The organism is Pantoea rodasii (assembly GCF_002095465.1).
GTDB lineage: Bacteria > Pseudomonadota > Gammaproteobacteria > Enterobacterales > Enterobacteriaceae > Pantoea > Pantoea rodasii.
The window spans coordinates 347,262-361,310 of sequence record NZ_MLFP01000003.1 but is presented as its reverse complement, the minus strand read 5'-3'; the positions used below and the strand labels follow the sequence as shown (position 1 = coordinate 361,310).

The window sequence follows — 14,049 nt, the reverse complement described above, 5'->3', positions numbered from 1 at the left end:
AGCGCACCATTGTAAGGATTTTGTCGTCTGCTAGAATTCCCGCAAATAGAGATGATCAGTTTCATAAAACGATCAGATGGAGTGGTAATGGATAGAGTGACAGCAGCATCGGTGTTTAATCGCATTTGCGAACTGGGCAGCCTGAGCGCCGCGGCACGCGCGCTGGATATCTCGCGACCGATGGTCAGCCGATACCTCGATGAGATGGAAAAGTGGGCGGGAGCGCGTTTGCTGCACCGGTCGTCGCGTCGCCTGACCATCACGCCCGCGGGGGAGAAAGTCCTCGAAAAAACCCGCATGCTGGCACGTCTGGCCGATGAAATTACCGGACAAGGCGCGCCGGGGGAACCGCAAGGTATCTTGCGTATTGCCTGTGCGCACTCCACGGCCACACATATTTTGGGTCCGATGATCCCGGCTTTTCTGGCGCGCTATCCATTGTTGCGCATCGAATTAGAAATCAACAATCAGCCGGTCAGCCTGGTGGGTGAGCGCATTGATGTGGCGGTACGCATCACTGACAATCCTGAACCGGGCGCGATTGCTCGCCGTCTTGGCGAATGCGTTTCAGTGGTCTGCGCCTCACCGGCTTATTTGCGCGAGCACGGTATTCCGACAACGCCGCACGATCTCAGCCATCATAATTGCCTGCACTACAGCCGTTTTGCGGGTCAGAGTTGGCAGTTTAGCGATGCCAGCGGTGATGCCGTGACGGCGGCGGTGAGCGGCAACTTCAGTGCGGGCATTTCCTCGGTGCTGTGCGATGCCGCCATCGCCGGATGTGGTCTGGCCATGGTGCCTGAAATGGAGGCCCGCGCCGGTCTCGATAGCGGGCAGTTGCAGTGCGTACTGCCTGATTTTGCGCCCAAAACCCTCGGCATTTATGGTTTGTACATGTCCCGCGAACGCCAGCCGGCCGCGCTGCGTCTGTTTCTCGATGCGGTGCAGCAGAGATGCCTTAGCCTTTTGCGAGCAATGCCGTGAAAAAGAGGAGGCGGCTTGCACGCTTTATGCAGCGGGTGACCACCTCCTTGTGGTGAGGTAAGGAATCAGGCGAGGGGAGTGACCTGCATAAAATGCATAATCGCGACCAGCGTGACAATCGACAGCACGGTGGAAATCAGGATCGCTGCTGAGGTGATTTGCGCGTCACGGCGATAATATTCTGCCAGCATAAAAGGCCCGGTGCCGGTGGGCAGAGCGGCCAGCAGGATCGCCATTTTGGTCAAATCATCGGGTAGATGGAACAACCATACCGCTAACACCCAGGTGAGCAGCGGTTGCAACACCAGTTTGGCCACCACGACCAGGCCCACGGTGGTAAAACTCATCTTCGCGCCGGAAGGCACTTCGCTGGCTTTGGCTTTTTGCCGGCTGGCAAGAAACACGCCTAGACACACCAGCGCGCAAGGACTTGCTGCGCCGCCCAACATTTTCAGGAATGTTTCGAGGCTGTCTGGCAGGGTTAATCCCGCACTCGAACAGGCAGCGCCCAGCAACGGCGAAATGATCAGGGGGTTTTTGATAATGGCGCGTACCACTTTAATCGCCAACCGATGAAACTCGCGTTCGCTCTGCAAACCAATCTCAATCATCGCAATAGCAATCGCGAACAAAATACAGGCGACCACAATGGTGGCGGTGGTGGTCGGAATCAGGCTGCTTTTGCCAAAGATCAGCAATAATAATGGAAACCCGAGATAACCGGTGTTGGGATAGGCGGCGGCTACGCCATCCACGCTGGCATCGGCGGTGGACTTACCTTTAACTTTTTTCTGGAACAAGAAAACGATGACAAACGCTGCCGCGCAAGAGAGGGCAAATGCCCAGAAAAAGCCCGGCTGATAAATGATGTGCCACGGCGTATGCGCCATGATGTCAAACAACAGCGCAGGTAGCGCCAGCCAAACGACAAATTTATTCAGTTCAGTCGCCGATGTTGGACCTAACACGCCCAACATCCGACAACCATATCCCGCCACAATCAAACCGAAAATCGGTAAAAGAATCAGAAACGTCGATAACATAGTATCCTCCCAATAAGCTGCAAGACTCTAAAGCCTTTACCACTGCAAATCCAATATTGGATGGTGGGGTGTGCAAGCCATGGGCGGATTCGACTCAGGAGAATGTTGTACAGGCGAGGAGCCGAACCAGACGAAATCCCTTTCTCAAAGGTTTATGAAACTGCTGATTCCATGTTAGCGAACGCAACAGCCTGCGCGCCAGCCGCATATTATTCTGCTGACGATCGCATTCATCTAATATATTCAATCAATTAGCAGCGAGCTAACAAGATTCTCGCGTGCAGTTTCAGCCTGAAATCGCCATAAACCCTGCATTGAACTGCTCAAAAAATAAGCCAGTATTTACTTTACCATTAAGCCAATTTTAATCTTCGCCACGTAGAGTGCCCTCACAGTGACAACCATCAGTAAACGAAGAAAGGATAGCCAGTGAGCAACCGAACTCCTGTTGTTGATTCGCGTCTACATTGCGTGCTGAGCTGTCTGTTATCCGCTGGAGAGAGTATTTGCTGCGACTATTATTTTTGTTAATGGGTGGACCGGCACTGCGTGCGGGTTGGCCTTACCTGGCTGCGTTGGGCTTAGCCTGTGTTGCGGCCAGCGCAGGGATCGTTATGGATCTGCTGCAACATGGCAGCTTATCGTTTCCGCTGCATGCGTTAGGTGTGTTTCTCGCGGTGGAAGGGCTGGCAGAGGCCATGGGTGCGATTTACGCGCCTGCGGGCATTGCCTGGCCACCGCTTGCGAAATCAGCCGTGTTGATGTTATTCGGCGGAATAGTGTTTCTGGCGCCACATGATAGCGGTTTGTGCTTCTCGTTGGCCTATGCGCTGGTTTTCCTGCTTGATGGTGGTTTCCGTATCATCTCTTGTAGTTTGATGCGCTGCCGTCGCTGGACGCGCAAACTGATGCTGGGTAGCGCCGAAATTCTGTTCAGTATCCTGATTGCCACCAATTGGCCGTTATCCCCGCAGGTCATCGTGCCGCTGTGTTTTGCGCTGCTGCTGGCCGGATGGGGGATTAATTTGTTGATTATGGCGGCGCAAATTCATGCCCTGCCGGAACACAGCAGCGTAGCCGCGCTGCCGCTGTTTACGCACAAGGGCCTGCGTGCACCGCATGGGTTGGATTATGTGCACCCGCCGCTTAACGCGGAGTCGGTCAGCGCGCCGCTAAACATCTATATCTGGACGCCGGTGGGATCCGGCGATGTTTCTGGCCGCCGTCCGTGGTTTGACCGCTGGGTCGCGGCCATTGATCATCGTGGTCAGGTTTCAACCGGTCACACGTCGTTGGAAATGGGCGAAGAACTGTATATCAGCTTATATCCCGCTGATGACGTATCGCGTGATTTTCGTGGTTTCCTGCAGACGCTGCGCGCCAAAGAGGAATTCGATGTAGAAGGCTGCTACCTGCCTTCACTGGAGAAAGAAATAAAGATGTGGTGTCGCCCGGATAAACGTCTGGTGTTAACCCATTTCAATCAAGCTGCATTGCGCAATTATTGGCGCACCAATGCATCAGATACCCGCTATAACCTTACATCGCGTAATTGCTCCACCAGCGTGATGCAGGCGCTAGATGTCGCCACCGAAGGTCTGCTTGGTGAGCGCGGATTAAAAGGATTATGGGTTTTGCTGAATCCTGATTTTTGGCTGCTGAGTCTGGTGCGCAGTCGGGCGGAAGGCATGACATGGACGCCCGGCTTGGTGATGGATTACTGCATCCTGTTACGCCGGGTGCTGGCGTCCACTGAACGTTCAAGCCGCTATCGTCGAGTCGCTAACCGCCTAAAGCTGGAATGGCTTGGCGCACGGATGGTGGTGCGCAGTTTGTTACGCTGAAGGCCCGCATGAACAGGGCCTCAGGTAAAACCATGCTGTTTCAACAGAGTCTGTGCCGACGCTGAGTGCAAAAACGTTGCCAGGGGTTCTGCTGCAGGTGTGAGGGTTGCCCAACCATATTCAGCCTGCACGTTGAAAGGATCCGGGATAGCAAAGACCTGCAACTGCGAATGACAAACGAGGCGCGGTGCATAGCTGGCATAGCCAATAAACATCTCGGTGTGCTGGTGGTCGATGAGCCATCGGGCCGCTAACTCTCCGGCGGCAGCGGTAAACTGTCCGGTCCGCCCACCAGCGTGCGGGCTTTTTGTTTCAGCTTTTCACCGCAACCAGGATGTGCCAACTCGATATTGTTGAATAGCTGCCACGTATAATCACCCGACGGATCGCACAGCGGAGTTGAGGTGGCCAGACGTAAATCGTCACGCAGCAACAGTGACAGCCAGTTATCACTGTTAGTGACAACGTCACGTTTCACGGTCAGGCATAATGCGTTAGCGGCAAATCTCCCCATATTCATGGCGATGCGCTGCTGCACTAATTTGGCCGGATGCTGAAGATTGGCTGAGGCAAACAGATCGCAGTTTTCACCCTGTTCAATCCGCTGCCGCAGTAAGCCGGCTGGGCCAAAATCTGTCTCCGTGCGCAGGCCGGATTGCGCGCTAAACGCCGCCATTAACGGCGGCCAGACGCTGCGTAAACTACCGGCTGCCAGCAGGCGTAGCGTTGTCATGATAAGAAGTCCGATAAAAGCGCTGATACCAGCGGTTGGCTTGCTGCTGCATATCAATGTCGCGGAATTTCTCTGGATAGAGTTTCTTCGCCATCCACAATTCGCCTAATCCAATCGCTTCAGGCATTGGATAGCCCCACGCTTTAGCGTATTCCGGCATCAGCCAGACCTGATGATTTTTGACGGCGGCGATAGTGCGCCAGCGCGGGTCCTGGTTTATGTCATTCACGACCTGGGGATAGCGGTCCTGGACAAAAATCACCTGAGGATCCCACGCCACGACTTGTTCCATGCTGACCTGTTTGAAACCCTGCACGGTAGCTGCCGCCACGTTTAACGCACCCGCGTGCGACATCATCAATCCCGTGTATTTACCCGAACCGTAGGTGGTGAGGTCAGGATTAGCCATATAGGCGCGAACGCGCTGTTGCTCGGGTAACGCTTTGAGGCGATCGCTGACCAGCTTGCGTCCGGCAAACGCAGCGCTAATCAAGGCTTGAGCCTGCTGCTGCCTGTTCACGACCTCGCCAATCAAGGTAATGCCTTCTTTGATGCCGAGATCGTAGGCCTGGTTCTCATTCTGCATGCTGGGATTGATTTTGCCTTGTTCGCCAGCATCATCATGTCGCAATGAGATCGCCAACACCGGAATACCCAACGCCGAAATCTGGTCAATCATCTCTTTTGGCGCGTAGTTAGTGACAAACACCACCTGTGGATGCAGCGCTACCAGCTTTTCCAAATCAACATGGGTAAGGTCGCCCAGCATGGCTTTATGCGTCAATTCCGGCACGAGTTTCGCGTAGCCATCACCCAGCTGTTGTTGCCAATTCGCCAGAATACCGACGATTTTATCGGTCGCATTCAGCTGCACCAGCAGGTTGAGGGTTTGATGCTGCAGCACCACCACGCGGTCCACCTGATCCGGGATCGTCACCTGACGGCCAATCTGGTCGGTCACCACGCGGCTGGCATAGCTGTGCATTGAGGTTAACGTGAGTAAGCCCGCCAGAATAAGGCGGTTGAAAGTGGTGTTCATAGGGATTCCCGTTAGCGTAATGCATCGGATTATATAGCGCTGATCTGCCGCAGCCTACGACTGTTTCATTTGCCTGCAGTTGTCTGGCGACAGCCCTCAGTGTCATCTGCTAATATATCGGCCCAATTGCAGCGCGATCCGCTGCTTATTTTCACCTGTCAAATCAATAACAATAGTCATCGGGCGATCAAGCGGCATGACTGTGGAGTGAAGGCTGTTATGTTGCACGATGTGGGTATTATTAATGTCTGGACGTTTTTGGCGGGCGCGCTGGTGATTATTCTGCTGCCGGGTCCTAACAGTTTGTACGTGCTGCGTACCGGGATGAGTCGCGGCGTAAAAGCCGCGTCAAAAGCTATCGCCGGGGTCATGATGGGCGATCTCATTCTGATTTTCCTGGCGTGGGCAGGCGTCGCAACGCTGATTCGTACCAGCCCACATATCTTTATGGTGGTGAAGTATTTAGGGGCGATGTTCCTGCTCTATTTAGGCGTGAAAATTATCCTGGGTGCACTGCGTAAACGTGAGGCCAGCCAGCCTACTGAAGCCGTGAAAGTGGAAAACTACTTTCTGCGTGCGGTGCTGTTGGGCGTTACCAATCCCAAAGCCATCCTGTTTTACGTCTCCTTTTTCATTCAGTTTATTGATCCGGCAGTCACGCACACGGCACCGGCCTTTGCGGTGCTGGGTTCGATGATTCAGCTGATGAGCCTGAGCTATTATCTGGTATTACTCATGGCGGGGAGTGTGATGGTGCGCTTCCTGAAAAATCGTACCCGTCTGGTTAAGCTCGGGAATATGCTGACCGGCATGCTGTTCTTTGGCTTTGCGGTGCGTTTAGTGAGTGCGCAGAGCTAATAATATTGTCCGGCGGCATAACCGTCGATGCTGACAACAGATGGCTACCTCTGACCGGATGGTTTGACTCTCCCGTCAGAGGTTGTTTACAAGCCATGTTGATAGCCCCTAAGCGGGACAGTTGAGCGTTATTGTGCGCGCATAACCTGGCGCAGAGATGCGCCACCCATCAGACACCTACGCTTTTTTAACCCAGCCAACCGATCAGCGCGGCGGCGCACAGGCAATAACCGCCAAACAGATGCCAGCGGTCGTGCTCCAGCCAACGCGAAAGCCAACGTAATGCTAAGAGTCCGGCGATAAAGCTCAATAGCATGCCGACCAGACTGGGCACGATCACACCACTGCTGACTGCAGCGGTTGCCGCCGTCCCTCCGCCAAAGGCGCGTAATCCCTCTTTGATAATCACCGCCGGTGTTAGCACCACCGCTAAAGCGAAACTGAACTCCTCTGCACGCTTGCGCGCGACACCCAGCGTTAACCCGGTTGAAATTGTGGCGCCCGAACGGGAGAAACCGCGAAACGGCAGACATAAACCCTGAATTAAGCCAATCCCTGCGGCGCTTAATAGGGACAGTTCGCCGCGATCTTTTTCTTTTAAGCGTGAAGAAACGATTATTAACAGTCCAGCTGCTGCCAGGCCTGTGGCGATTATTTTACTGTTGCTAAATAATGATTCTATTTCGAATGTGTCGGCGTTGGCGGCGAAAAAATATTTAATCAGTTTCATCAGTGCCAATCCCACCACACCGGTCACACAGGTGGCGAGAATAATTAAAAATACATTTTTCTTGAAGGCATGGGTCGAACTGAAATAGGTCTCGCGCCAGTTTTTCCAGAAGTAGACAATCACCGCGAACATCGTGCCAGTGTGTAACATCACTAACAGCAGCGTCATGTCAGGTGCCGCTGGATCCAGGCCGAGAAGCTTTTCGGTCATAATGACATGCGCGGAACTGGAGACGGGCAGCAGTTCCGCCAGGCCCTGAATCACCGCCAGAATGGATACGTCGAAATAATTCACCCGTTCACCCCTAAAAAGAATAATGGAAAAGTCAGTCTTAAAATATCCGTCTTAACCTGACACATTTTTCTTTTTAGCTGTGATAAGTTTTATCCTATTCGGAACGCCGTTGATGAAGTGTTTAGTGCCCGACGCTCTTTGAAAAGGCCTGCATCACGACCACTCCGGCAATAATAAGTCCCATGCCGGCCAGTGCGTAAATATCCAGTTTCTGACCATAGATAAAGTAAGAGGCCACGCTCACCAGCACAATCCCGAGCCCGGCCCATGTCGCATAAGCGATGCCCACCGGTATGGTTTGCACCACCAGGGTTAATAGCCAAAACGCGACGCCATAGCCAACAATCACTAATATCAGCGGTAACGGTTTACTCAAGCCCGAAATGGCCTTCATCGAGGTGGTCGCCACAACTTCAGCCACAATGGCGATGGCGAGATATATATATCCATTCATCGATATCATCCTATGCTAGTCATATTAATCCGTGATCATAGCGTGTTTAAGCGTACGTGGTCATGATGACATCTCTTCAATTCACCCCGAAGGCTGATTGGCACGAGATCAACACATGGACATCAGAACACGAGGAAAGTAGTATCGCTTCGGGCTTTTGTCATAGGTCAATTATGATTTCAGGTAAAACGGCAGGCGAGATCTTTGAACAGATCCGAGCGGGCATGCAATCGGGCGGTTATTTACCGGGTGATACTTTACCGCCGGTGCGGGAGTTAGCAGTCGCGTTAGAGGTGAATCGCAATACCGTCGCTGCAGCGTACAAACGATTAATCGAAGCGGGATTTGCGGAGTCACGTGGGCGCAATGGCACGGTGATCCGCGCCCTGGCTGAGCGCGCTGCGCAAGAGGGTTCGCCACCGGGATTAACGCTGATTGATCTTGCGGGGGGCAATCCTTCCGTTTCACTGCTACCAGATCTCAGCCGCGTGTTGAGTCAATTACCGTTTCGTCATCGCGTGTATGGCGAACCGGCCATCAACCCGCAGTTGGAACACTATGGGCGCGAGTGGATGGGCGGCGATTTACCAGGGCCGTTCAGCCTCAGCCTGACTAACGGAGCCGTTGATGCGCTTGAACGCCTGTTAACCAGCTATTTGATCGGTGGCGATCGGGTTGTGGTCGAGGACCCTTGCTTCCTCAGCAGCATTAACACGCTCAACAATTGTCGGCTGAACGCCGTGGGCGTGACGATAGATGAAGAGGGGATCTGTGCCGGAGAATTAGAAGCGGCACTGATGTCCGGTGTACAGGCCGTCATCATCACGCCACGTGCCCACAATCCCACCGGATGGGGATTCAGTGCGACACGCGCCGCGCAGATTCGGGATGTGCTGGCGAACTATCCGCAGGTGTTGGTTATCGTTGATGACCACTTTTCACTGCTCTCAACGCATGACTATTACCATGTCATCCCACCACAAACGCGCCGCTGGGCATTGATACGTTCGGTATCGAAGATTCTCGGGCCAGATATGCGCCTCGCGCTGATAGCCAGCGATGAGGAAAGCGCCCAGCGTTTAGCGATGCGTATCAACGCAGGGAGCAACTGGGTCAGTCATCTACTGCAAGATCTCACGTTAGCAGCATTGCAATCTGCGGAGATACGCAGCGAAATCAGTGAGGCACGTGACCAGTATCAACGCAGGCGCGGTGCATTGAATAACGCATTAGTGAATCATGGCGTGACAATGTCACTTAAGCATGATGGTTTAAATATCTGGCTACCGCTGAAATACGATAGCGCAGACCTGGTCAGGCAATTATCGACCTATGGCTGGCTGGTTCGCAGCGGTGAAGTCTTTGGGCTAGACCCGAAGGTCAACGGATTGCGCATCACCGTGGCGGATTTTGCTGCTCATCAGGTCGATGTCTTCGCCCGCACGTTGGCCCAGCTTTTACGTTAAACCCGCTGTTGAACACTCTGTGGACCAAAGTGGCGCAGCGATGCGCCATTTTTGTGCTTCACGCATTATCCCCCGCATCGTAAAGAAACATAAGTATTCGATCTTGTATCCAAGCCCGTATCCCACCTGATGTCATCCCTTTTGCGGCTCTGTTATAGATCAACTGGCACGTAAACTGCATTAATCCCGTTAAGTGACCAAATCGGGAGTTTAAGCATGTTGGATGCATTACTGGATGGCGATGCCACGGCATTGGCGGCGTTAATCCGCGAGGGTGAGATTTCTGCGCGTGAGCTGACTCAAGCTGCGTTAGATCGTATGGATCAGCGCGAGCCACACATTCAGCCTTTTGCACGGCAACGCCGGAGCTGGCACTTAAGCAGGCGGCGGCTGTGGATGCGAAACGTGGGCGGGGTGAAAAGCTGGGGGCATTTGCCGGGGTACCGCTGGCGGTAAAGGACTTGATTTGCACTGCTGGGGTAAAGACGACCTCGGGGTCTGCGGCATATGCCGATTTTATGCCAGAAGATGACGACATTACGGTGGAACGCCTGCTGGCCGCCGATGCGGTGCTGCTCGGTAAAACCACTGCGCCAGAGTTTGGCTACAGCGGCGTTGGCCACAATCCGCTATTTCCCTCGCCGCGTAATCCGTGGGACTTGAGCAAAACACCGGGCGGATCGAGTGCGGGTTCTGGCGCGGCACTGGCAGCACGACTTTGTCCGATCGCACTGGGCAGTGACGGCGGTGGCTCGGTACGCATTCCGGCAGCGCACTGTGGCGTGTATGGCTTCAAAGCTTCCATGGGACGTGTGCCGTTATGGCCAGGCTGTCGCGATGAGCGTTATCCCGGCGTTTCGAGTTGGGAATCGCTGGAGCACATTGGTCCAATGACGCGCACGGTGCGTGACAGTGCATTAATGATGTCTGTGATGGCGGGGCCGGACATGCGCGATCGGCACTCCATTCCCTGCAGTGATGTTGACTGGCTTGGCGCACTGGACAAACCGCTAAACGGACTGCGCATCGCCTTCAGCGCCGACTTTGGTTATGTTGCCATGGATCCCGAGGTGCGTGACGTTGTCACTAAAGCCGCGCGACTTTTTGCGCAAGAACTGGGGGCGGAATTAGAAGAAGTGGATCCCGGCATTGCCGATGAGGGAGCCACCTTTGCTGCGCTGGTGGCGTTTGAAAGCGACCTAACCGGCATGCGCCAGATGCAAACCGATTTGGGTTCACGTATGTCACCGCATCTTAGCGCCATGCTGCAACGTGAATGGCGCGCTGAGCACTTTACCGACGCCAATACCGCACGTAAGAAAATCTGTAATCAACTGTGGCGCTTTATGCAGCGTTACGACCTGTTATTAACGCCCACGCTAGCAGTGCCGCCGTTCCCGCTCAACATGCAGGGACCGGAAATCATTGATGGGCGCATGGTACGCAGCGATCACTGGTTATCGTTCTGTTATCCGTTCAATTTCACTGGCCAACCGGCGGCCTCAATCCCTGCGGGCTTCACCGCCAGCGGTTTGCCGATTGGTCTGCAAATCGTGGGTCGTCACCTGGACGATGGCCTGGTGCTGGCGGCAAGTGCCGCTTTTGAGCGCATCCAACCGTGGAATCACCTTTATCCTGCCTCTATCGGAGTTGCCCATGAGTCATAAATCGTCCCCTGCATTAGAGCAGGAATTTGAACACGAGCCGGTTCCTTTAAGTCATCGTCACTCAACGCGCTCGGTGTCTGCTGTGTGGTTTGGTTTCCCGATGATCCTCACCAATGCGTTATTTGGCGGCATCATTACCTGGCACCTGGGATTCTGGCCGGCGCTGATTGCCATCCTGCTCGGCAATCTGGTGCTGTTCGCTTATGTTGGTGCACTTAGCTGGTTGGCGGGTAATACTGGGATGAACTTCGCGCTGCAGGCAAAGCGTACCTTCGGCACCAAAGGCTATATCCTGGTTTCCGGTTTCCTCTCGACGGTGGTGATTGGCTGGTATGCGTTTCAAACCGGATTAACCGGCACGGTAATCAACCAAACCTTTGGCTGGAACGCACTTGCGGTAACCGCCATCGCTATGGTGCTGTACACCGGCGTTACCTTCCTCGGCGTTCGTGCGTTGTCGATTCTGGGAATGATTGCCGCGCCACTTTTTGTCGTGCTCGGTTTGGTCGCGTTGTGGCTGATTGGACAGGACCATGATTTCAGCACCATCACCCAGTTCAAGGGCAGTGCCAGTGCCGTCGGCGCTATGAGTATGGGAACGGCAGTGACCATGGTGGTGGCGGGATTCGCTGATTCGGGCACCATGACAGCGGATTTCACCCGTTGGTCAAAAGACGGTAAATCTGCAGTTATCGCCGCGTTTTCCGCTTTCCCGCTGGCGAATGTGATCTCTTATTTGTTTGGCGTAGTGATTGTGGCAGTCGGTGCGGCGGTTGATCCGGTGAATAATGGCGGCAATTTCCTGCCGATGCTGATGAACCACGGCACGTTACTCTCCATCATCGCTTTCCTGTTTGTCTTCATTAATCTTGGCTCGGTTTGCACCCATTGTTTGTACAACGGTGCCGTGGGCTTCAGCCATCTGTTCAGCAGCAAAATGCGTATCTGGACATTGATTCTCGGGGCGGTTGGCGGGGCGCTGGCATTGGCAGGCGTCTGGTCCTACTTCCTCGAATGGCTGAGTTTGCTGGGCATCGTGGTGCCGCCTTTTGGCGCGGTGATGATCGTTGATTTGATCTTCATGGCAAAAATCAGTGAGCAGCGCAAAACCCGTCGCCTGCGCGGCAGTGCGTTCGCGGCCTGGGCGATTGGCAGCTTGTGCGCGGTGATTGCCCACCTTGAATTCCCACAGTTTGGTGAAGCGGTCATTGGTTTGGTAACGGCTGCAGTCAGTTACACATTGATTGTCAAACTGAAACGCGAAAACAGCGCAAGCCTGATGGAGCAGAAAAATGCCTGAGTTTACTTTTGATTCCACGCCTTATCCCTGGCCGTATGATGGACAGTGCTCGCCTGCCGATACCGCGCTGATCGTCATTGATATGCAAACCGATTTTTGTGGCAAGGGTGGCTACGTCGATAGCATGGGTTATGACATCGCATTGACCCGCCCCCCAATTGCGCCGTTGCAGCGTGTGTTGGCACGCATGCGAGAGTGGGGCTTCCCAATCATTCATACCCGTGAAGGTCATCGTCCTGACTTGAGTGATTTGCCGGCCAATAAACGCTGGCGTTCAAAGCGGATGCAGGCGGAGATCGGCGCGCCCGGTCCCTGTGGGCGGATTCTGGTGCGGGGAGAACCGGGCTGGGAGATCATCCCGGAACTGGCACCATTACCCGGTGAAACCATCATTGATAAGCCGGGCAAAGGCTCTTTTTATGCCACCGATCTCGAACTGATCCTGCGTAGCCAGGGGATCCGCAATCTGATCATCACGGGTATCACCACCGACGTCTGTGTTCACACCACGCTGCGCGAAGCCAACGATCGCGGATTTGAGTGCCTGGTGCTGTCTGACTGTTGCGCCGCCACTGAGCTAAAACACCATGAAGCGGCGCTGAGCATGATTCATATGCAGGGCGGCATTTTTGGTGCGGTGGCCAGCTCGGAAACGTTGCTGGCTGGCCTGGCTCAACCCTCCGCAGCGTCAACCGTTTAACCAGTGCAGATAATGCCCCGGCCACTCTGTAGTGAGTGTGCCGGGCTTGCCCATTCCAAAACCGTGGCCGCCGCTGGGATAGCGATACATCTCCACCGGCACATGCGCTTGTTGACAGGCGGCAGCCATGATCAAGGTGTTGTGCGGATCGGAAACCGGATCATCCTCGGCCTGCACAAGGAAAAATGGCGGTGACTGCGGAGTAACGTAGGACTGAACCGACCAGGCCGTATCGGCGCTGAGTGACGCGCCTTTCCCCACCAACACTTTGTGCGTGGAAGTGTGGGCGTAAGGCGGCTCCAGCGTAATGATGGGATAGATCAGCGCCGCCCGATCGGCGGTTGCGGGGAGATTGTCCAGTTCGTCGCTGGCCTGATAAGCATGAAATCCGGGTCGATTGACCGCCATACCCAGCAGGTGTCCGCCGGCCGAAAAGCCTAATACGCTGACATTATTTTCGCGATGACGGACAACGCGCAACGCGCGCTGCGCATCCTGAAGTGACACCAGCGCGCCATCTTTCCAGCCTTCCTGCGGCAAGCGATAACTCAGCACATAGGCCGTGTAGCCCTGAGCGACCAGCCACGCTGCAGCAGGCCAGGCTTCTTTGCCCATTTCAATACGCGTATAGCCGCCACCTGCGGCAACCAGCACGGCGCGTCCATTCGGCTGAGCCGGCTTGAATACGGTCAGCGTTGGCATGGCAATATTGCGCTGTGTACCTTTGGCGCTAAACGCCATTGCCCCTAAAGGGCCGCCGCCGCCAGGCGGTTGTTTTGACCACAATGGCAACACTTGCGCGGGATTTGGCGCGGAGGCGGCCAGACTAATGCCGCTGCGGGCGACTAAGGGGGAGAGCAGTAAGCCGGTAAGAAAGTGGCGACGATGCATGGCCGATCCAGACTGAATCCAAAGCGATATTGAAGCAGAAGAATCG

General features: G+C 54.5%; 11 protein-coding genes and 2 pseudogenes. 7 read left to right on the top strand and 6 right to left on the bottom strand.

Annotation, left to right across the window (positions count from 1 at the left end):
* Window positions 1–87 precede the first annotated feature (87 nt).
* On the top strand, window positions 88–984 hold the full coding sequence (locus HA45_RS06135; RefSeq protein ID WP_100703751.1) for a LysR family transcriptional regulator: 897 nt from the start codon (window positions 88–90) through the stop codon (window positions 982–984).
* Between the two features lie 65 nt (window positions 985–1,049).
* Here the strand turns inward: HA45_RS06135 and HA45_RS06130 are convergent, their stop codons facing one another.
* Complete coding sequence (locus tag HA45_RS06130; RefSeq protein ID WP_100703752.1) at window positions 1,050–2,027, bottom strand: AEC family transporter; 978 nt, start codon at window positions 2,025–2,027, stop codon at window positions 1,050–1,052.
* Window positions 2,028–2,533: 506 nt separating this feature from the next.
* On the opposite strand from HA45_RS06130, the gene HA45_RS06125 reads away from it, so the two are divergent.
* Entirely contained in the window at window positions 2,534–3,871 is a 1,338-nt protein-coding gene (locus HA45_RS06125; protein ID WP_100703753.1) for a DUF4105 domain-containing protein, read from the top strand.
* 20 nt (window positions 3,872–3,891) lie between these two features.
* On the opposite strand, the pseudogene HA45_RS06120 reads toward HA45_RS06125, so the two are convergent.
* Together HA45_RS06120 and HA45_RS06115 are read right to left on the bottom strand one after the other, a co-directional pair.
* A pseudogene (locus tag HA45_RS06120) lies at window positions 3,892–4,604 on the bottom strand (substrate-binding domain-containing protein).
* Window positions 4,573–5,643, bottom strand: a complete 1,071-nt coding sequence (locus HA45_RS06115) for an ABC transporter substrate-binding protein (RefSeq protein WP_100703755.1) — start codon at window positions 5,641–5,643, stop codon at window positions 4,573–4,575. Before HA45_RS06115 ends, HA45_RS06120 begins: the two are co-directional and overlap by 32 nt.
* A 219-nt stretch (window positions 5,644–5,862) precedes the next feature.
* On the opposite strand from HA45_RS06115, the gene leuE reads away from it, so the two are divergent.
* Window positions 5,863–6,501 (top strand): leucine efflux protein LeuE, encoded by a 639-nt coding sequence (gene leuE / locus HA45_RS06110; RefSeq protein WP_100703756.1) that lies wholly within the window; start codon window positions 5,863–5,865, stop codon window positions 6,499–6,501.
* A gap of 187 nt (window positions 6,502–6,688) precedes the next feature.
* Here leuE and HA45_RS06105 read toward each other — a convergent pair whose 3' ends face one another.
* The gene (locus tag HA45_RS06105; protein ID WP_100703757.1) at window positions 6,689–7,525 is read right to left on the bottom strand and encodes an undecaprenyl-diphosphate phosphatase; all 837 of its coding nucleotides are present in this window, start codon (window positions 7,523–7,525) and stop codon (window positions 6,689–6,691) included.
* Between the two features lie 121 nt (window positions 7,526–7,646).
* Window positions 7,647–7,979, bottom strand: coding sequence for a DMT family transporter (locus HA45_RS06100; RefSeq protein WP_100703758.1), 333 nt, complete (start codon window positions 7,977–7,979; stop codon window positions 7,647–7,649).
* A 173-nt stretch (window positions 7,980–8,152) separates the two neighbouring features.
* Between HA45_RS06100 and ptsJ the strand changes: the two genes are divergently transcribed.
* The 4 genes and pseudogenes from ptsJ to biuH all read left to right on the top strand — a co-directional run bounded on the left by ptsJ (window position 8,153) and on the right by biuH (window position 13,112).
* Window positions 8,153–9,445 (top strand): MocR-like B6 salvage transcription factor PtsJ, encoded by a 1,293-nt coding sequence (ptsJ, locus tag HA45_RS06095; RefSeq protein ID WP_100703759.1) that lies wholly within the window; start codon window positions 8,153–8,155, stop codon window positions 9,443–9,445.
* 216 nt (window positions 9,446–9,661) lie between these two features.
* Window positions 9,662–11,112: pseudogene (locus HA45_RS06090) on the top strand (amidase).
* Window positions 11,102–12,412, top strand: a complete 1,311-nt coding sequence (locus HA45_RS06085) for a purine-cytosine permease family protein (RefSeq protein ID WP_100703761.1) — start codon at window positions 11,102–11,104, stop codon at window positions 12,410–12,412. Before HA45_RS06090 ends, HA45_RS06085 begins: the two are co-directional and overlap by 11 nt.
* Complete coding sequence (gene biuH / locus HA45_RS06080; RefSeq protein WP_100703762.1) at window positions 12,405–13,112, top strand: biuret amidohydrolase; 708 nt, start codon at window positions 12,405–12,407, stop codon at window positions 13,110–13,112. The genes HA45_RS06085 and biuH overlap by 8 nt, the downstream gene beginning before the upstream one ends.
* Here biuH and HA45_RS06075 read toward each other — a convergent pair.
* A complete protein-coding gene (locus HA45_RS06075) occupies window positions 13,101–14,003 on the bottom strand; it encodes an alpha/beta hydrolase (protein WP_100703763.1) in 903 nt (300 codons plus the stop codon). The two genes, biuH and HA45_RS06075, sit on opposite strands and share 12 nt — an antisense overlap.
* Between the last annotated feature and the right edge of the window lie 46 nt (window positions 14,004–14,049).